This is a genomic window from Streptomyces sp. NPDC020489, from assembly GCF_044386545.1.
Lineage (GTDB): Bacteria > Actinomycetota > Actinomycetes > Streptomycetales > Streptomycetaceae > Streptomyces.
Window position 1 is genome coordinate 1 of record NZ_JBIRUZ010000005.1, and the last position, 19,590, is coordinate 19,590.

At 70.0% G+C, this 19,590-nt stretch carries 14 protein-coding genes; 7 read left to right on the plus strand and 7 right to left on the minus strand.

Annotated elements, in window-relative coordinates:
* Positions 1-89 precede the first annotated feature (89 nt).
* The 6 genes from ACH41F_RS14040 to ACH41F_RS14065 all read right to left on the minus strand — a co-directional run bounded on the left by ACH41F_RS14040 (position 90) and on the right by ACH41F_RS14065 (position 10,268).
* Complete coding sequence (locus ACH41F_RS14040) at positions 90-1,262, minus strand: extracellular solute-binding protein (protein ID WP_398835396.1); 1,173 nt, start codon at positions 1,260-1,262, stop codon at positions 90-92.
* Positions 1,263-1,491: 229 nt separating this feature from the next.
* Positions 1,492-3,963 (minus strand): glycoside hydrolase family 3 protein, encoded by a 2,472-nt coding sequence (locus tag ACH41F_RS14045; RefSeq protein WP_398835398.1) that lies wholly within the window; start codon positions 3,961-3,963, stop codon positions 1,492-1,494.
* A 469-nt stretch (positions 3,964-4,432) separates the two neighbouring features.
* Entirely contained in the window at positions 4,433-7,009 is a 2,577-nt protein-coding gene (locus ACH41F_RS14050) for a family 78 glycoside hydrolase catalytic domain (protein WP_391231317.1), read from the minus strand.
* Positions 7,010-7,078: 69 nt separating this feature from the next.
* Positions 7,079-7,942 (minus strand): ABC transporter permease subunit, encoded by an 864-nt coding sequence (locus ACH41F_RS14055; RefSeq protein WP_391231315.1) that lies wholly within the window; start codon positions 7,940-7,942, stop codon positions 7,079-7,081.
* Positions 7,943-7,980: 38 nt separating this feature from the next.
* The gene (locus ACH41F_RS14060; protein ID WP_391231313.1) at positions 7,981-8,865 is read right to left on the minus strand and encodes an ABC transporter permease subunit; all 885 of its coding nucleotides are present in this window, start codon (positions 8,863-8,865) and stop codon (positions 7,981-7,983) included.
* A gap of 86 nt (positions 8,866-8,951) precedes the next feature.
* Complete coding sequence (locus ACH41F_RS14065) at positions 8,952-10,268, minus strand: extracellular solute-binding protein (protein WP_391231311.1); 1,317 nt, start codon at positions 10,266-10,268, stop codon at positions 8,952-8,954.
* Positions 10,269-10,590: 322 nt separating this feature from the next.
* Between ACH41F_RS14065 and ACH41F_RS14070 the strand changes: the two genes are divergently transcribed.
* Both ACH41F_RS14070 and ACH41F_RS14075 read left to right on the plus strand, forming a co-directional pair.
* A complete protein-coding gene (locus ACH41F_RS14070; protein WP_391231309.1) occupies positions 10,591-11,604 on the plus strand; it encodes a substrate-binding domain-containing protein in 1,014 nt (337 codons plus the stop codon).
* 3 nt (positions 11,605-11,607) lie between these two features.
* Positions 11,608-12,711, plus strand: coding sequence for a LacI family DNA-binding transcriptional regulator (locus ACH41F_RS14075; protein WP_398835402.1), 1,104 nt, complete (start codon positions 11,608-11,610; stop codon positions 12,709-12,711).
* Positions 12,712-12,991: 280 nt separating this feature from the next.
* Here the strand turns inward: ACH41F_RS14075 and ACH41F_RS14080 are convergent, their stop codons facing one another.
* Entirely contained in the window at positions 12,992-13,909 is a 918-nt protein-coding gene (locus tag ACH41F_RS14080; RefSeq protein ID WP_398835404.1) for a LysR family transcriptional regulator, read from the minus strand.
* A gap of 129 nt (positions 13,910-14,038) precedes the next feature.
* On the opposite strand from ACH41F_RS14080, the gene ACH41F_RS14085 reads away from it, so the two are divergent.
* From ACH41F_RS14085 to ACH41F_RS14105, 5 genes are read left to right on the plus strand one after another with little or no spacing between them, the layout of a single operon-like run.
* On the plus strand, positions 14,039-15,040 hold the full coding sequence (locus tag ACH41F_RS14085; protein ID WP_391231303.1) for a fumarylacetoacetate hydrolase family protein: 1,002 nt from the start codon (positions 14,039-14,041) through the stop codon (positions 15,038-15,040).
* The gene (locus ACH41F_RS14090; protein WP_391231302.1) at positions 15,037-15,999 is read left to right on the plus strand and encodes a cyclase family protein; all 963 of its coding nucleotides are present in this window, start codon (positions 15,037-15,039) and stop codon (positions 15,997-15,999) included. The genes ACH41F_RS14085 and ACH41F_RS14090 overlap by 4 nt, the downstream gene beginning before the upstream one ends.
* A 23-nt stretch (positions 16,000-16,022) precedes the next feature.
* The gene (locus ACH41F_RS14095) at positions 16,023-17,153 is read left to right on the plus strand and encodes an FAD-dependent oxidoreductase (protein ID WP_398835407.1); all 1,131 of its coding nucleotides are present in this window, start codon (positions 16,023-16,025) and stop codon (positions 17,151-17,153) included.
* Positions 17,150-18,157, plus strand: a complete 1,008-nt coding sequence (locus ACH41F_RS14100; protein WP_398835410.1) for an amidohydrolase family protein — start codon at positions 17,150-17,152, stop codon at positions 18,155-18,157. The genes ACH41F_RS14095 and ACH41F_RS14100 overlap by 4 nt, the downstream gene beginning before the upstream one ends.
* A gap of 5 nt (positions 18,158-18,162) precedes the next feature.
* The gene (locus tag ACH41F_RS14105; protein ID WP_391231299.1) at positions 18,163-19,095 is read left to right on the plus strand and encodes a VOC family protein; all 933 of its coding nucleotides are present in this window, start codon (positions 18,163-18,165) and stop codon (positions 19,093-19,095) included.
* The last annotated feature ends 495 nt before the right edge of the window (positions 19,096-19,590 follow it).

Sequence of the window (19,590 nt, forward strand, 5' to 3'; positions counted from 1 at the left end):
CGTTCGTGATCGGACAACTCCAGCAGCAGCGGCTTCGGACCAGGCATCACCACACCCTACAACCGCAAGCGAACTAACGACTCAGGACACTAGCCGGCCGCCGTATTCCTGTCCCGCCCCCGCTGGTATGCGTCGTCCATGGCCGCGAGCGCGTGGGCGATGTCCGTGGTCCCCGCGAAGAGAGCCCGCACCTGGGAGAAGTGCGTCTGCTGCACTGCCGAGTTGGGCCATCTCTGGTCCATGAAAGGTACCGTCGTCCCATCCTTCTGCCGCTGCACCACCTCTTCGACGGCGGGGTCTGCGGCAAAGGAACTGTTGGGCAGCGCCGGCAGCGTCCCTCCCGCTCGGTTGTAGAGGTTCTGGCCTTGCTCCGACCCCAGGAAGTCGATGAAGGCCCGTGCCGCACGGCGGTGACGGCTGTGCGCGTTCAGCCCGTAGGCGGCAGAGACGGCCCCTGGGATGCGCGTCTCGTCGGGCTGGTCCGTGGCAGGCAGCGCCGCCATCCGAAAGTGCATGCCAGGGGCGGCCGAGCGCAATGCGGCCAGCGCTCCTGCCACTTGGACCGTCCCCACGGCCTTTCCCTCGGCCACTTGGTCGAGAGCCTCCTGATACGTCGTGCTGAGCGGCTCCGTACTGAAGCAGCCCCGTTCCCGCATGTCCAGATACTCGGTCATGGCCTGGCGCCAACCGGACCGCGTGAAGGTTCTCTTGCCGTATTCCATCTGCGTGTCGAAGTCGGGGTCGTGGGCGTACACCGTTGTGGCGACGAGCGCGTAGTTGACGAGTTGTGTCACCCAGGAGGATGCGTTGCCGAGTGCGAAGAGCACCTTCCCGTGTCGGCGGGCGGCGTCGCACAGGGCAAGCAGGCCGCTGTAGGTGCGGGGACGGGTTCCGCCGATCGCTTCGAGTGTTTCCGAGGAGTAGATCGCCCCGATGGCGCTGAAGCTGACGGGGACCAAGTAGGTGCCGACGTCCGTGTCGGTGACCGGTCGGATGCTGTCGGGTACGCGGCGGACGAACGGCCGAAGGGTGAGTACGTCCAGGAGGCGGTCCCGCTCCAGGGCGACGACCGAGGCGGGGTTGCCGTTACCGGGCCAGACGGTGAAAACGTCCGGCGCCTTGCCCGCCCGCAGCTGGTCTGGCAGATCCTTCTGCAGGGTGTCGGTGTCGGCGTAACTCACCGTGACACGTATGTCCGGGTGTGCCCGGCGGAAGGCGGCGACGACGGCACCCATCGACGCCTTGTCGGTCAGGTTGGCCATGACGGACACCTGGGCATCCGTTGTGCCGCCGCTCATGAGGGAGCAGCTGCTCAGCAGTGTCGCGGCCAGCGCGAGACGCGCGGCGGCATGGAGGGATCGGGATGTGCGGGGCACGAGTCAACTCCGTGCGGTAGGTGAGGGGGTGCTGTGTCCGGCATGGTGGAACTGACCGCGGCGCGTCACGCCATGCCGGGGCAGGCGAAGGGCGTGACGCGCGGCTGCGGTGGTGTCAGCTGATGGACACGGCCCGCTGCGCCGTCAGATCGCGTGAACTGTGCGCTGTGGCGAAGGTGTAGGTGCCGGCCGTGAGGGTCCAGGCGCCCGCGTTCCAGACGGTCAGGTCCTGGACGAGGATGGTGATCGTCAGCCGCTGGCTGGCCGCGGGGGCGAGCGTGACCTTGCGAAAGGCCACGAGCCGGTGCGGCTCGGCAGCGGCGGCGCCCGGCAGGGCGGCGTACACCTGCACGACTTCCGTGCCTTTGCGTGTACCGGTGTTGGTGACGGTCACGCTCAGCGTCACGGTCTTGGCGCTCTTGCGGTAGGTGGCCTCGAGGGAGCCGTGGGCGAAGGTGGCGTAGGACAGGCCGTGGCCGAAGGGGAAGCGCGGCTGCTGGCCCTTGCTGTCGTAGTAGCGGTAGCCGATGGCGATGCCCTCGTCGAAGGAGACGGCGCCGTTGTTGCCGGGGTAGGTCGCCGGTGTGGTGCCAGGGCCCTGAGTCGCGTCGGCGGGGAAGGTGAGGGGCAGGCGACCCGAGGGATCGCTGTCCCCGAAGAGGGCCGCCGCGAGCGCGGTGCCCATGCCACGTCCGCCGTACCACGCCTGGAGCACGGCTTCGACGTCGCCCAGCCAGGGCATGGACACGGGACCGTCGGTGTTGAGGACCACCACGGTGCGCGGGTTGGCCGCGGCCACGGCGGTGATGAGCTGGTCCTGGTCGCCGGGCAGACCGAGCGCGTCATGGTCCATGTCCTCACCGGCGATCCGGTTGACGAAGACGATGGCGGCGTCGGCGGCGCGCGCGGCGTCCACGGCGGCGGGGATGAGGGAGTCGGGCTGCCACCCGAGGGTGAGACCGCAGGTACCGGCGTCGGTGGTGGCGTTGGTGTAGGTCAGCTCGATGGTGACGGCCCGTCCGGCGGTCAGCCGGGCCGTCCCCTGGAGGGGGTAGTCGTAGGGGCCGAGGAAGAAGCGGCGGCTGTGCCGGCTTCCGGAGACGACCGTGGTGCCGTCGATCTTCAGGGTGGCGGTTCCGGCGGGCAGCAGGGAGAAGCGGTGCAGACCGGTGGTGGTCGGTACCAGCGTGCCGCTCCACTTCGCCGACCATACGTGCGGCAGTCCGTCCACCGGGGCGGAGGTGAAGTCGACGGTGGTGTCGGTTCGGGTGATGAGGGGTGTGCCGGAGGCGTCGGCACCGGAGTAGTAGGCGCCGGTCAGTCCGGTGGTGCCGGAGCTGGTGCGCAGCACGGCGGAGGGGACCGTGGTCAGGGGTACGTCTCCCTTGGTGCCCTGTGCGTGCGTGACTTCTACTCCGCTGCCGGCCCGTGCGCGGATGGCGTCCAGCGGCGTCGCCCAGGTTCCGGGGTCCACATAGCTGGAGCCGGCGACACCGGTGACGGCGTCCGTGCCGGCCGGTCCGATGACGGCGAGGGACTTGAGTCCGGCCGGAAGGGGCAGTGCCGCGGAGCGGTTGGCGAGGAGCACCAGGGAGGCGACGGCGGCCTCATGGGCGAGGTCCTGATGCGCCCGCGTGCTGACGTCGGACGCGGGCGTGGGCAGGGGGTGGTCGAAAAGGCCGTTGGCATACATCGTGACGAGGATGCGGCGGGCCGCGTCGTCCAGTCGGCTGCTCGGTACGGTGCCGCCCGTGAGCGCGCCGGCGCGAATCTTGACCGCGGAGGGGCCGAGTCCTGCGAGGTCCATGCCGGCACGTGCGGCGGCGACCTGGTCGTCTCCCGCCCAGAAGTCCGGCACCGTGTAGCCCTGAAGTCCGATGCTCTTCTTCAGGTCGTCGAAGAGGCTGGGGCTCTGGGTCGCGAAGGTTCCGTTGACCTTCGGGTAGGCCATCATCACCGAGGTGGCCGGAGCGGCGGTGACCACACGTCGGAACGGCGCTTCGTGGATTTCGTGAAGGGCGCGGTCGGAGACCTTGGTGTCGGTGAAGAAGCGGTTCGTCTCCTGGGTGTAGGCGGCGAAGTGCTTGACGGTGGCCGCGACGTTCTGGCTCTGGATGCCGGTGGTGAGGGCAGCGCCTATCCGGCCCGCGAGCAGTGGGTCCTCCCCCATGCCTTCGGCCTGCCGTCCGGAGTGCCAGGTCCGGGCGAGGTCGACGGTGGGACCGAGGAGGTTGTTGTAGCCCTTGGCCCGGCCCTCGGCGCCGATCGCGGTGCCGATCCGGCCAGCGAGCTCCTCGTCGAATGTCGCCGCCTGGGCGAGGGGCACGGGGAAGGCGGTCACACCTTGTTCACCGCGCAGGCCGGCGGAAGCGTCCACCATCGTCAGTGCCGGGATGCCGAGGTGAGCGACGGCAGCGAAGTCGCACCGGACGAGCGCCTCCTTCTCGGCCGCCGTCATACGGGCGAGCATCGCGTCGGCTTGGTCCTGCGGTGCAGTGGTGGCAGCTGCCGCCCTGGTCACCGCGGGGGCCATGCTCAAGGTCAGGGCGGTGAGGGTGGCGGCGGACAGGAAGGCTCTTCTCTTCACGGCGGCTCTCCGAAAAAAAGGGGGAAGGGGACCTTGCTACGGACGCTTGCAAAGGGGTCGGGCGAGGAGTCGGGCACACGACCGGCCCGGTTCTGGGGGCGTAAATGCATCGGATTCCTGGCCTTACCAGCCATGCACTGCCGTCCCAGGACAGTCGACGCCAGTGAAAGAGAAAGGCTTTCCACACCTCTTCCACTTGTTGAACCGAAAGCTAGGGGCCGCACCTCTTCGGGTCAACCCCCTCAGCAGTGACAGCATAAAAATGCTCCTGACCTGGCAACATTCGCCGTCAAATTGAAACCCAGTGTTGAATTTCAATTCAATCCCGCGAACACTCTTCCGTCGTCATCAGTCATATCGATGAAGAGTATCGAAGCGACGAATGGATGCGGTCGCACGCGCCCTGAAAGGGAACAGCCCGGCAGGCATCCGAGATGCCGACCGGGCCGCCCGAAACGCACGGGTAAAGTTATGCCGATGTGGCCATGGCCATGAGTTCCCAGGAGTCGAGTTCATGTACTCCCGGCCCCACTGCTACAGGTGGACATTGCGGGAGCCGGACGACGCCGGAACACCCTTCGGGTACGACCGCACGGGCTCGCATCCGGCCCGCGTCGGCCAGTTCCCATGACAGCTCCGTCGTTCCGTACGGTGTCTCGTGCCGGGTCCGCGCCCATGTGATGCCGCCACCGGGACGGGGCTGGAAGAGGATCTGCCGGTAGCCGGGGGCGGCCTCGGCGATGCCCCCGACGACGCGGTGCAGCCAGTCGGCGACGGCCCCCAGGGCGTAGTGGTTGAAGGACGTCATGCCGCCCGGGTTCAACGTCCCGTCCGGGCGGAGGCTGTCCCAGCGTTCCCAGATGGTGGTCGCCCCCTGCTTGACCGTGTAGAGCCAGGAGGGGCACTCGGTCTGGGTGAGCAGGCGGTAGGCGACGTCGAGGTGCCCGGTTTGCGTGAGGGCGTCGCAGATCAGCGGGGTCCCGACGAAGCCGGTGGCGATACGGGCCTCGTCGGCGAGGACCAGTTCGGCGAGCCGGTCGCCCGCCGCACGGAGCTGCTCCTCGGTGAGGAGGCCGAAGGCGATGGCGAGTGCGTAGGCGGTGGGGCTGTCGCTCGTCATGCGGCCGGTGGAACTCACGTAGCGCCGACGGAAGGCTGCCGTCACCTCGTCGGCGAGGTGTGCGTACCGCTCGGCGTCCTCATTCTTCCCCAGCAGGTCCGCGGCCAGGGCGAGGTGCCGGGACGAGTGCGCGAAGTAGGCGGTGGCCACGAGGTAGCGGTCGGTGCGGCCGGCCGCGGGGTCGTCGGGCGGGGCGGCGGGGTCGAGCCAGTCGCCCAACTGGAATCCCGTGTCCCAGAGCCGGCCGGGGCCGGCGAGTCGTTCGACGAGGTCCACCCATCGTCTGGCCGTCGGGTAGTGGCGGCGCAGAATCTCCACGTCGCCGAAGCGCCGGTAGAGCGTCCACGGGGTGAGGGTGGCGACGTCTCCCCAGGCGGCGCCCGGCCGGATGGGGGTCCACATGGGCTCGCCGGGGATGACGGGGACGTACCAGGGGACGGTGCCGTCGGGGAGCTGCTCCAGGCCGACGTCCGTCAGCCAGGAGTCGAGCATGCCGGCGCAGTCGTACAGGAAGCTCGCGGTCGGAGCGAACACCTGGATGTCGCCGGTCCAGCCGAGGCGTTCGTCGCGCTGGGGACAGTCGGTGGGGATGTCGACGAAGTTGCCGCGCATGCTCCACACGACGTTCTCGTGTAGCCGGTTGACCAGCGAGTCACTGCATTCGAACCAGCCCGTGCGGCGCATGTCCGTGTGGTACACCCGGGCGGTCACCGCGTCCGGCGGCAACTCGCCCGGCCAGCCGCTGATCTCGGCGTAGCGAAAGCCGTGCAGAGTGAACCGAGGCTCCCAGGTCAGGGGGCCGTTGCCGGCGAGGGTGAGCACGTCTGTGGAGGTGGCTTCGCGAAGCGGGCGGGTGGCGAGTTCGCCGTTCTGGAGCACTTCCGCGTGCCGCAGCGTCACCTCGGTGCCGGCGGGGCCGTCGGCGGTGACGCGGAGCCGGCCGACGAGGTTCTGGCCGAAGTCGATCACATACCCGCCGTCGTCCTTGCGGGTGATCGTGACCGGGGCGACCTCCGCCGTGCAGCGCACCGGCGGGCCCTGGGGGGCGACGAGGGTGTGGGGGTCGCGGTTGTGGACGTGGACGGGGGGCCATGGCGCGTCGGACGTGCGCGGTGTGGCCCAGCCGAGGTCGTGCAGGCGGGCGTCGAATGTCTCTCCCTCGTACAGGCCGCTGCTCAGAATGGGGCCTGGGGCTGCTGTCCAGGTGCGGTCGGTGGCGATGACGCGCGTGGTGCCGTCGTCGTACGTCACTTCGAGTTGCGCGATGAGGCACTGGTCGGTGCCGTAGATGTTGCGGGTGCCCCCGTCGAAGCCGTAGCGGCCGCGGTACCAGCCGTCGCCGAGCCAGGCACCGATGGTGTTGGCGCCCTCGGTGAGGTGGTCGGTGACGTCGTGGGTGCGGTAGCGCAGGCGGTGCGGGTAGACCGTCCAGCCGGGGGCGAGGATCTCGTCGCCGACGCGGCGGCCGTTGATCTCGACCTCGTGCAGGCCGTGCGCGGTGACGTACAGGCGGGCGCGGGCCACCGGGCGGTCGAGGCGGAAGTCCTTGCGGACACGGGCCGGGCGGCGGTCGGCGTGTGGGTCCTCGTCCCAGCCGGCGCCGACGGGAACCGCCGCCCAGTCCGCGGGGTCCAGCAGCCCGGCCTCGACGGTGCTCGGCTCGCTCCAGCCGGACGGCTCCGCGACGCCCGCGGCCCAGACACGGACCCGGACGGTGACGCGCTCACGGGAGTTCAGCGGCTCGCCGGGCCACGGCACGAGGACCTGCGCGGCGCTGTCGACGCGGCCGGTGCGGTGCGGGCTGCCGGAGCGGTCGAGTTCCAGCTCGTACGCCTCCTGACGGCCGGTACCAGGAGGGAGTGTCCAGGTGAGGCGGGGGGCGTGGACGCCGATGCCGAGGCCGTCCGAGAGGTGTTCGAAGGACACCGGGGAAGGCTGAGGGGACAGCAAGGGGAACCTTTCGTGTCGCGTGTGCGGGGCGAGGAGGACGTGCGCTCAGCCCTTGACCGCCCCCGAGGTGAGGCCCTTCATGACCTTCTGGTTGAGGAACAGGTAGATCAGGAGGGTGCCGAAGACGTTGATGCAGATCGCGGCGAACAGCGGGCCGTACTGGGTGGCGCCGAAGTCGCCGGTGAAGTTGAGCAGACCGACCTGGATGGTGCGCAGGTCCTGGTCGTTGGTGAAGGTCAGCGCGATGAGCAGGTCGTTCCAGATGAAGAAGAACTGCACCAGGCCCACGGTCAGGAGCGCGTTGCGCACCATGGGCACGCTGATGGTCCAGAAGGCGCGCAGGATGCCGGCACCGTCGATGGTGGCCGCCTCGAACAGCTCCCGCGGGACGCTGCGGTAGTAGGTGGCCATCATGAACACCGTCAGGGGCAGGCCGGTGCCGGTGTAGGTCAGGACCAGCGGCCACAGGGTGCCGGACAGGCCGGTCTGGAAGTACACGGTGAACAACGGCAGGAGGATCATCTGGGGCGGGACCATCATGCCGGCGAGGAAGACCAGCAGGGTCAGGCTGCGGCCCTTCCACACCATGATCTGCAGGGCGAAGCCGGCGGCGGTTCCCAGCAGCAGCATCAGCGCGAGCGCCGGGAGGACGGCGAGCAGACTGTTCTGGACGTACAGGCCGATGTGCCCGGTGGTCCACGCCTCGCTGTAGTTGCCCCACTCCCAGGTGGTGGGCAGACTCCAGGTGGAGTTGTTCAAGTAGTCGTCGTTGGATTTCAACGAGGTCAGGAGCATCCAGACCAGCGGGTAGATCTCGACGACCAGCAGCAGCGCGACGACGACCTTCACCCAGAGCCGGCCGCTGCGGGCGCGCGGGGCCCTCGCCGGCGGGGTGCTCGTGTCCCTCATGGGGCTCTTCGCAACGGTGTCCATGGTGGCCATGGGGATCAGCCCTCCGTGAGGTCGCGCCGCGAGACGCGGTAGACGACCAGGCTCACCAGCAGGCAGACGACGGTGAGCAGCAGGGCGACGGTGCTGCCGTAGCCGTAGTCGCTGTAGGTGAACGACGTCTGGAACATGTACAGGGTCAGCGGGGTCGTGCCGTTGCCGGGACCGCCGTTGGTCAGCGCGACGATCGAGTCGAAGGCCTTCAGCGTGCCGTTGATACTGAAGATCAGCGAGGACATCAGCACGGGCAGGGACAGGGGCAGCACGATGTGCCGGACCAGCCTGAGCCCTGTCGCCCCGTCGAGGCGGGCGGACTCCAGGACCTCGTCGGGGATGTCGACCAGGCCAGCGAAGAGCAGCACGGCGTAGAAGCCCATGGAACGCCAGATGTCCATGACGATCAGGACCCAGAAGGCGCTGCCCGCGCTGCCGAAGAAGTCGATCGAGTCCAGACCGACGGCGTTGAGCAGGGAGTTGACCGGTCCGGTCTGCGGCGCGACCTGGAAGAGCTTCTGGAAGAGCAGGCCCACGGCGACGGTCGGCAGCACCACGGGGAAGAACACCAGCGTGCGGATCAGCGCCGAGGCCCGCTTGAGGAAGAACACGTACAGCAGCGCCAGCAGATAGCCGGCGGCCACCTGCCCGGTGGTGACCACGACGGCGTACTTGAGGGTGAACCACAGGGCGTCGTGGACGGCCGGATCGTCCAGCAGGCGGGAGAAGTTGGCGACGCCGTTGCCGGTGAAGCCGTCGATGGTGTTGCCCTTGGCGAAGGAGTAGCCGAGCGACCACACCATCGGGACGAGCATGATCAGGGAGTAGACGAGGAGCGCGGGACCGAGCAGGAGCAGCACGGCCCTGCGGTCACCGAGTACGCGGTGCATGGGAAGGGGTCCACTTTCCGTTGAAGGGCAGGGGGCGGAACGCACGGCACGTGTCAGGAGGGCCGAGCGGACCGCCCCCGGCCCGGCTACTGGGCGGCCAGCGCGTCCTGGACGGTCTGCATGAACTGCTGCGGGCTCATGCCGCCGTTGACCAGGCTCGCCGCGTTGGTCTGGCTGACGGTGGTGGCCTTGGTGCTGAACAGGGCCTCGAACCACAGCACGTTCCGCTTCGAGGTGCTGATGGTGTCGCGGACCTGGGTGGTGACCGCGTTGGCGTCCTTCACCTCGGTGTTGACCTTGAAGCCGGAGATGGAGCCGTGGTCCTTCAGGGCCGTGCTGCCGTAGTTCTTCGCGATGCAGGTGACCCAGTCACCCGTCTTCTTGTCGAAGGACTTGGCGCCGAGGGTGATGCCGAGGCCGACGTTGGAGGGGTACTGGTCGATCGCCCCCTTGCCGTCGGCCACCGCCGGGAACGGCATGAAGCCGACGTTCTCGGCACCCACCTTGTTCTGCTTCGCGTCGGCGATGTTCGCCAGCGCCCAGCTGCCCATGTAGAACATGGCGGCCTTGCCGGTGAGGAACTGGTTCATCGCGGTGTCGTAGTCGATGGAGCCGACGCCCTTGCCGAAGTAGCCCTTCTTGCCGAGCGCGGCGACCTCCTCGGCGGCCTTCACGTACTGCGGGTCGGTCAGCTTCGCCGTGCCGTCGGCCACCTTCTGCAGCGCGTCCGGCCCGAGGCTGCGGTAGAGGTAGCCGCTGATCAGCCGGGTCAGTGGCCAGCCCTGCTGGCCGGAGGCGGAGAACGGCTGAACGCCCTTGGTCCGGAGCTTGGCCGCAGCCGCCACCAGCTCGTCCCAGGTGCCGGGCACCTTCAGGCCGCTCTCCTGGAACAGCTTCCTGTTGTAGAAGATGCCCTCGATGTTGTACTCGTACGGCAGCACCTCCAGCTTGCCGCCGTACAGCGCCTTGATCGTCGAGACGGCGGCCGGCTCCAGCTGGTCGTAGACGCCCAGCCCCTTCAGCTTCGCCTCCAGGTCGGCCACCTTGTCCGACTTCGCCAGCTGCTGGGTGAGGGCCGGGGCGTTGCCCGCCGCGAACTGGACGGGCAGGGCGTTCTGGCCGGCTAGGAGTTGCAGCTTCTGGTCCAGGCTCGCCTGCGGCACGGTCTCCACCTTCAGCGGCAGCGCGTCGTCCGCGCTCTTGCACGCCCCGGTGGACAGCGTGGTCAGGGCGGTCTTGACGGTCGTGTTCTCGGTGACGCTCAGGTAGCTGAACTCCTCGGGCGCGGCCGAGGTGCCGCCGCCGCTGCCCCCGCAGGCGGTGGCGAGGAGGGCCAGCGAGACGGTGCCAGACGTCAGCAGGCTCAGGCGTACGCGGCGTGGACGGGACATGCGAGGGGACACGGAGAGCTCCAGGAGGGCTGTATGGAGAAGGGGCTGACGAAGGGCTCCGGGGCGAGTGCGCGGCTCCGGGCGAAGGGCGGACGACGCGACAGACAGAGAGTGCGCCGCAGCAAGCCGTTATGTAGAACGTTCTCTACCTCGATCGAGCAACACCCTGCACGCCTCTCCTCTCGCCGTCAAGACACGGCGCTGTAATGACACCGTGATGCGGTCGACGACTTGACGTCACCCCGGGGTGAGCGTGTAGACCGTTACACCTACGCCTACGAAAACCGGAGTGTGGACGATGGACCGGGCCGTGGAGCCTCGACGCAGCAAACGCGTGACCATCACCGATGTCGCACGTCATGCCGGTGTGTCCGTCGCCGCCGTCTCCAAGGTGTTGCGCAACGCCTACGGTGTGAGCCCGGCGATGCGGGAGAAGGTCCAGGCGGCGATCGCCGAGCTGGGCTACCGTCCGCACGCTGCGGCCCGCGGCTTGCGGGGCCGGACGTACACGATCGGTGTGCTGCTCGACAACGTCCGCAACGCGTTCTTCGCGGACATCCTCGACGGCATCCGCGACGAACTCCGCGACAGCGAGTACACCGTGCTCATCGGCGCCGCCGGTTTCGATCCGGAGGAACAGGCCAAGACAGTTCGTTCCCTGGTGGACCGTCAGATGGACGGGCTGATCCTCATCGCGCCGGGAACCGCCCGCGACGAGGTGCTCGCCACCGCGGCATCGACACCCACCGTGGTCATCGGCCATCACGACACCGCCGACACGCACGACTCCGTCGTGGACGCCGACGACATCGGCGCCGGGCTGGTCGTGGACCACCTCGTGGCGCTCGGCCACCGCGACATCGCCCTGGTCTCCGCCCAGGGCACCAAGGCCAGCCGCTGGAAACGCGCTCCCGAGACGGTGCTGACCGAGGGCTACCTCGCCGCCATGGAACGCCACGGTCTCGCCGGGCACACGTGTGTCCACCACGCCGCCTACTCCGACGAGGGCGGCTTCAAGGCCGGCATGACCCTGCTGACCGCCGAACGCCCCCCGACCGCGGTCATGACCGGTGCCGACGTCGCCGCCCTGGGCATCTACCGCGCCGCCCATGAACTGGGCCTGCGCATCCCGGACGACCTGTCTCTCGTCGGCTACAACAACACCGCTCTCGCCGCGCTCGCCCCCGTCCAGCTGACCAGCGTCGACCAGGCCGGGCACACCATGGGCGCCACCGCCGCCCGCATGCTCATCGAACGCGTGGAAGGCCGGCGGGACAGGGCCATGCGGACCGCGATGACCCCACGGCTCGTCGTACGAAGCAGCACGGCCGGACCGCGGACCCGTTAGGCCATGGACCCACGGACGCCCGGCGCCGCCGCCGTACCCGGCGCACAGGAACTCCTTGCCTGCGAGCCGAATGCCGGCCGGGACCGGATCCGCCGCGTCGGCATCAAGGACGTGGCCCGCGAGGCAGGTGTGTCTCTGGGCACCGTCTCCAATGTCCTCAACCGTCCGGAGATCGTGGCCGAGTCCACCCGGTCGCGCGTCCTCCAGGTGATCGACTCGCTGGGATACGTACGCGCGGAAGGCGCCCGCCCGTTGCGCGGCTGGGCCTCGCGTGTGCTGGCCGTCCTGATCCACGACCTCGCCAATCCGTTCTTCACCGCGCTGGCCTCCGGCGTGGAGGAGGCAGCGCGGGAGGCGGACCTGGGCATCATGGTGTGCACCGGCGCCCACCGGCCCGCCGAGGCGGCACGGCACCTGTCGCTGATCACCTCGCACCAGGTCCGCGGCGCGGTGCTGACGTCCGGGGAGGGCGCCGGACGCACCGCGGCGGCCTTCCGCCGCAACGCCGTCCCCTATGTCATGGCGGACCAGAACGCCCCGCAGCCCGGCACCTGCTCCGTCGGGATCGACGACCTGGCGGGAGGCCACGCGGCCATCCGCCACCTCCTCGAGCGCGGACACCGCTCCCTCGTCTACGTCAGCGGCCCCGACCGCCTCCAGCAGGTCAGGGACCGCCGCGCGGGGGCACTCGGCGCCCTCGGTGAGGCGGGGGTCGCGGCGAGCGCCCTGCGGGAACTGCCCTGCGCCGGCCTGACCGTGGACGCCGGGCGGGACGCCGGGCACCGTGTCCTCGGCCTGCCCGACCGTCCGACCGCGGTCTTCTGCGCCAACGACCTGCTCGCCCTGGGCGTGCTCCAGGCGCTGTACGAGGCGGGCCTGAGAGTGCCGGACGACATCGCCGTGCTGGGCTACGACGACATCGAATTCGCCGCGTCGGCAGTGGTACCGCTCACTTCGGTACGACGACCGGCATCCGCCATGGGACGGCGGGCCGGCCGGCTGCTCGTCGAGGACACGGCCCAAGGAACCAGGCACACGCACAGCCACGTCGTGCTGCAACCCGAACTGGTCGTTCGCCGGTCGACCATGGCGGTACCCGCGCGCTGACCGGGCCCGCTCACAGCCGTGAGGGACGTGTGCGGCACCGACGACGGGCACAGCGGAGGGGACAGGCACGGCAAAACTCCGGCTGGCGGTACGGGAGATCGACCCCGGAGACGAGGATCATCCGGCTGTCGAAGGCAGACGTCGAGCGGGAACGCACCGACGGTCCCGTCCGAGCATGCGTCCTGCCCGGCGTCCTGCCCACCCCTGCCGACATGCACGTTGCGGATGGATTCCATCAGTCCCGTGGATGACGTCCCGGGTGCGCGGGCGCGGGCCTCGCTCATCCGCCGGGCGCGTCGGCCATCCGTCTGCCGACCCGGGCGGCGGTCTCCCGCAGCCAGATGTGGGCCGCGTCGTGGGTGTGCACCGGGTGCCACCACAACGCCTCGCTCAGCGGCACCGCCTCGTAGGGAGGCTCCACCACGCGTACTGCGGCGATCGGCGCGACCAGCTGGGCAAGGCGGGCCTGGATGAGAGCGATGCGCCGGGTTCCGCTGACCAGCAGCGGCATGAGCTGAAAGCTGTCCACGGAAACCTCCACCCGGGGCTCGATGCCGAGCATGCCCAGTTGGCGGACGGCCGGAGCGTCGTAGGTGCGCTGGTAGGTGACCCAGGGCAGCCGGGCCAAGTCCTCCCGCGTCAGCCGGTCCTCGACGCTCGGATGGTCGTCGGCGACGAGGAAGACCCATCGGTCCTGGTACAGGTCGGTGGCGGGAAAGTCGCTGATGACGCCGTGCGGCATGAACAGACCGTCGGTGGTGCTCAGCAGCGCGTCCGTCGCGTCCACCACGGTGGTCGGCGTCTGGGCGAACCGCAGCCGGATGCCGGGGGCCTCCTGGTGGACGACCCGGGCGAGTTCGGCACCGAAGACGGCGACGGCGTAGTCGGAGGCCACGAGTTTGAACTCACGGCTCTCCGTGGCCGGGTCGAAGTCCGCCTGGCTGGCGAACAGGCGTTCCAGCAGGTCATAGGCGGTGGACGCGCGATCGAGAAGGACCTGCCCGAGGGCGGTGAGTTCGTAGTGGCCGCCGACCCGGGCCAGCAGGTCGTCGTCGAAGTGCCGGCGCAGGCGGGCGAGCGCCGCACTCATCGCCGGCTGGCTGAGCCCGACGCGCTGCCCGGCGCGGGTCACGTTGCGCTCTTCCAGCAGGGCGCGCAGGGCGACGACGAGGTTGAGGTCGAGGCGACTGAGATTCACGGGGCGGTTTTCCTAGCTCTCCTGCGATGACCTGCGCAAATTCAGGGCGTGGATGACTGTCATCCATAGAATCGATTTCCCTGATCGCGGGTGGCGCCTCCAGATTAGTGCCATCGCAATCAGGAGGACATGTCCGTGAAACCTGAAGCCGCGTCCGCCCTCTTCGCCGGACCCTTCGCCCTGGCCACCCTTTCCGCTCCCGAGGGCCTCGCCTTCCCCGCTCTCGTCACTCCCGACGCCCAGGTGATCGACCTGCGGTCCGCCCTGGGCAACGCCGCACTGACCGTGCGGGGGGTCCTGGACGACTGGGACGCGATGCTGCCGCGGCTGACCGCACTGGCAGGCGCCGCCACCCCCGTACGCGGGACGCTGGCGGAGTTCGACGTGCACGCCCCGGTCGAGCCGCGCCAGGTGTTCCAGTCGGGTGCCAACTACCGGCAGCACGTCATCGACCTGCATGTCGCGCACCGTGCCCCGGGCGACGACCGGTCGGAGGAGGAGCGGCGCGCCGAAGCGGCGGAGATCATGGACCGGCGGGCCGCCGAGGACCTGCCGTACGTCTTCATCGGCCTGCCGAGCGCGATCACCGGCCCCTACGACGACGTCGTCCTGCCGGCCTGGGCGGACAAGCCCGACTGGGAGCTGGAACTGGCTGCGGTGATCGGCCGCCCGGCCCACCGGGTGTCCGTCGAGGAGGCCCTCGACCACGTCGCCGGCTACACCATGGCCAACGACCTGACCGATCGAGCCACCGTCTTCCGCCGGGACATGCCGCAGATCGGCACCGACTGGCTGCGCAGCAAGAACGCGCCGGGCTTCACGCCGCTCGGCCCCTGGATCGTGCCCGTCGCCTCGATCACCAACCCGGACGACCTGCGTGTGGTGCTCAAGCTCAACGGCGAAACCATGCAGGACGAGTCCACCAAGGACATGATCTTCGACGTGGCGCGGCTGGTGTCCTATGCCTCGCAGACCGCCCGGCTGCTCCCCGGCGACCTGGTGCTCACCGGCTCCCCCGCCGGCAACGGCATGCACTGGGGCCGGCTGCTGCGCGACGGTGACGTCATGGACGCCTCCATCACCGGGCTCGGCGCCCAGCGCACCCGGTGCGTGGCGGAGGCCGCCCGATGACACCGGACCGCACGGACCCCGAGGGCTCGATCGCCCGGACTGCGAAGGCGTGCTCCAACTGGAACCGCTGGGGCGAGGACGACGTACTCGGCACGCTCAACTTCCTGGACGACGCCAAGCGCCGCGAGGGCGCCGCACTGGTCCGGCGGGGCGTCAGCTTCTCCCTCTCCCAGTCCTTCGACATGCACGGCCCGCAGAAGGGCTGGCGCCGACGCACCAACCCGGTACACACCATGCTGGACACCGGTACCGACGCCGCGCTCGGCCTCCAGGGCTTCCCGCACGGCATAGGCGGCGCCGACGACGTGATCGCGATGCCGCTCCAATGCTCCACCCAGTGGGACGGGCTCGGGCACATCTTCGACCACGGCAAGGCATGGAACGGACGGGCGGCCGAGAAGGTCGTCACCTCCGACGGCGACCTCGTCACCGGCATCGAGCACATGGCCCCGCACGTCGCCGGACGCGGGGTGCTCCTGGACGTCGGCCGGGTCGTCGGCGAGGACGGCGAGCTGCCGGACGGGTTCGCGATCACCGAGGAGCACCTGACCGCGACCGCAGAGGCGCACGGTGTGCGGGTGGAGCGCGGCGACATCGTCCTCGTCCGCACCGGCCAGCTCGCCCGGGTACGCCGCGACGGCTGGGGCGACTACGCCGGCGGCCCCGCGCCCGGCCTGTCCTTCACCACGGCCACCTGGCTGCACGGCACCGAGATCGCCGCGATCGCCACCGACACCTGGGGCTTCGAGGTCCGCCCGAACGAGTTCGAGCACGCCTTCCAGCCGCTGCACCAGGTCGCCATCCCGCACATCGGCCTGCTGATCGGCGAGATGTGGGACCTGGACGACCTGGCCAAGGACTGCGCGGGCGACGGCATGTACGCGTTCTGGCTCACGGCCGCACCCCTGCCCATCACCGGCGCGGTCGGTTCCCCCGTCAACCCGATCGCCGTCAAGTAATCAGAGGAACAAGGGAGTTCCCCATGAACCCATCCCGCACGGTCCTCGTCGTCGGTGGCGGCGCGGCCGGCAATGCCGTGACGATCCTGCTGCGCCGCGCCGGGTACGCGGTGGACCTCGTCGAAGCCAAGGACGACTGGAACGCCACCGCCGGCTCCGGCATCACCCTCCAGGGCAACGCCCTGCGCGTCCTGCGCGAACTCGGCGTCTGGGAACAGGTGAAGGCGTCCGGTTTCGGCTTCGGTTCGGTCGGCATCACCGCCCCGGACGGCACCGTCCTGCACACCCAGGACGACCTGCGCACCGGCGGCGACGACCTGCCCGCCACCGTCGGCATGCAGCGCCCGCTCCTCCAGCAGATCCTCATCGAGGCGGTGCGGGCCGGCGGCGCGTCGGTCCGCCTGGGCACCACCGCCGAGATCCTGGACCAGGACGCGGACGGTGTCTGCGTACGCTTCAGCGACGGCACCGAGGGCCACTACGACCTGGTGGTCGCCGCCGACGGCCTCGGCTCCGCCACCCGCGCCGCGATCGGCATCACGGACAAGCCCGAGCCGACCGGCATGGCCATCTGGCGCGTCGCCGCCCCGCGCCCCGCCGGTGTGACCCGCACCGACCTCGCCTACGGCGGGCCGGCCTACATCGCCGGCTACTGCCCGACCAGCGAGACCACCCTGTACGCGTACGTCGTCGAGGCCAACCGTGACCGGTCCGGAATACCGCCCGAGTCGTACGCGGACGAGATGCGCCGCCTGACCCGGCACTACGGCGGCTTCTGGCCCGAGATCACCGCGCACATCACCGACCCGGCGAAGGTCAACTACACCTGGTTCGACCGGCTGCTGGTCGAGGGCTCCTGGCACCGCGGCCGCGTCGTCCTCGTCGGTGACGCCGCCCACTGCTGCCCGCCCACCCTCGCCCAGGGCGCCGCACTGTCCCTCGAGGACGCCTGGGTGCTGGCGCAGATGCTGACCGGGTCCGAGACATGGGACGACGCCCTGTTCCAGGCGTACCACGAACGCCGGATCGCCCGTGTCCGCCCGGTCGTGGAGGCGTCCGTGCAGATCGGTCAGTGGCAGCTCGACGGGGTGCGCGACGCCGACGTACCCGGCCTGATGGGCCGCACGATGACCATGCTCAGGGAGCTGCCGTGACTGCCGCGGACACGCCCACCGTCGACGTACACGCCCACGTCCTGCTGCCCGAGCTAGAGGCGCTCGTCGCCGGTCTGCCCGGACACGCCGAGGCCCGGGCGCTGGACACCCGGCGCAACGGTTTGGCCGCCCTCGCCGTCAGCGGCCCCATGGTGCGCGAGCGCATCCCCAGGCTGACCGACGCGACCGTGCGCCTGGCCGTGATGGACGCCCAGGGCGTGGACGTCCAGCTGGTCAGCCCTTCCCCCTCGCACTATCACTACTGGGCGGACGAGGAGACGGCCGAGAAGCTGCACCGACTCGCCAACGAGGCCACGGCCGCGCACTGTGCGGCCGCCCCCGAACGGCTGCGCGGACTGGGACTGGTCCCGCTCCAGCACCCGGAGCAGGCGGTCCGCGCCCTGGACCACGCCTTGGAACAGGGCCTGGCCGGGGTGGAGATTTCCAGCCACGCCCCGGGACGCGAGCTGTCCGACCCGGCCTACGCGCCCTTGTGGGCCCGCGCCGAGGAGACCGGCGCGCTGGTCTTCCTGCATCCCTTCGGCTGCACCCTCGACGAGCGCCTGGACCAGTGGTACCTGTCCAACACCGTCGGCCAGCCCACCGAGAACGCCGTCGCCCTCTCCCACCTGATCTTCTCCGGGGTCCTCGACCGGCACCCCGGGCTGAAGGTGATCGCCGCGCACGGCGGCGGCTACCTGCCCACCCACATCGGCCGCTCCGACCACGCCTGGTCCGCCCGCCCCGACGCGGGCGCCGGCTGCGCGCACCTGCCCAGCAGCTACCTGAAGCGCCTGTACTTCGACTCCCTCGTCCACGACCCGCACGCCCTGCGCGAGCTGATCCGGGTGGCCGGCGCGGGCCGGGTACTGCTCGGCTCGGACTTCCCCTTCGACATGGGCACCGAGGACCCCCTCGGCGCGCTGCGCGCCGCGCGCCTGTCCGACTCCGACTTCCACGCCGTCCGGGGTGGCAACGCCGCCGCCCTCCTGAGGAAGGACTGACCATCATGCGCCTGCTGACCCACCTCAGGCACGTCGACCTCGCCGTGCCCGACTACGACAAGCAGCTCGACTTCTACGCCGGCGTCTGGGGCCTGACCACGGTCGCCGAGGACTCCGGCATCTCCTTCCTCGCTGCCGAGGGCTCCCCCGAGAACTACGTCGTCCGGCTCCGCAAGGCCACCGAGAAGCGCCTCGACCTCGTCTCCTACGGAGCCGCCTGCGCCGCCGACGTCGACACCCTCGCCGAGCGACTGCTGGCCGGGGGCGTGCAGTTGATCTCACAGCCGGGCAAGGTGGACACCCCCGGCGGCGGTTACGGCTTCCGCTTCTTCGACGTCGACGGCCGCACCATCGAGGTCTCCGCCGACGTCGAGGTCCGGCAGCACCGCAGGATCGAGGAGAAGGAGGCCATCCCGGTCAAACTCTCCCACGTCGTCCTCAACTCCCCCGACCTGAACCGCACCCGCGAGTGGTACGAGCGCCACCTCGGCTTCGCCCTCTCCGACACGCTCAGCTCACCGCACATGGGCGAGGTCATGCACTTCATGCGAATCTCCAACCAGCACCACTCGATGGCGCTGGCGAAGGGCCCGCACACGTCCCTGCACCATGTCTCCTTCGAGATGCGCGGCATCGACGAGTACATGCGCGGCTCGGGACGCGTCATACGGGCCGGTTTCCGGAAGATCTGGGGACCCGGCCGGCACATGGCGGGCGACAACACCTTCACCTACTTCCTCGACCCGCACGGCAACACCGTCGAGTACACCACCGAGCTGGAGTGCCTGGACGAGGACACCTGGCACCCCCACGTCTACGACTTCTCCCAGCCCGAGGTCACCGACCAGTGGGGCACCGCCAACCCCATGAACGAACTCGTCGCCAAGGAGTCCTTCAACGACCCCGACCGCGGCGTCTTCGTCGCCCCGCCGGTCTGACCGGCACCGCCCGCCGGGGATGTGCCACCGGCGTCCACGCCCTGACTCGCGCCGCCGCGCCCCCGGCCCCGCCGCGGGAGCCGTGGTGGGGCGAGCCCGTTCCCCCGGCGCGGCCGGCCGGCGGCGCGGCGCCCCGCGAGGAGGCCCGGGACAAGGCCCGCCTGGGCAAGGGCACGATCGTGCACCTGCTGGGCACGGCCGGCGGTCCCCCGCCGTACGACGAGCGGATGGGCATCGCCTGGAGGCGACCACCGTGAGGGTGACGCCGACCAGGGTCCCGCGCCGCAACATGTCTCCCTCGTACGGCTACCGGTCCGACACCGCGTCGTGCGAGGAGCAGCACATGCCCGCCCCGTGGTCGACCACATGCGCAAGGTCCACACCGACATCGCCACGCCCCGAGAGCCCGCCGGGTGGTCCTCGGCCACCTCGCGCCGACCGACCCCACCCACGTTCCCCGAACCCGCGTGGGCAGCGGCAGTTCGCGCCTCCGCT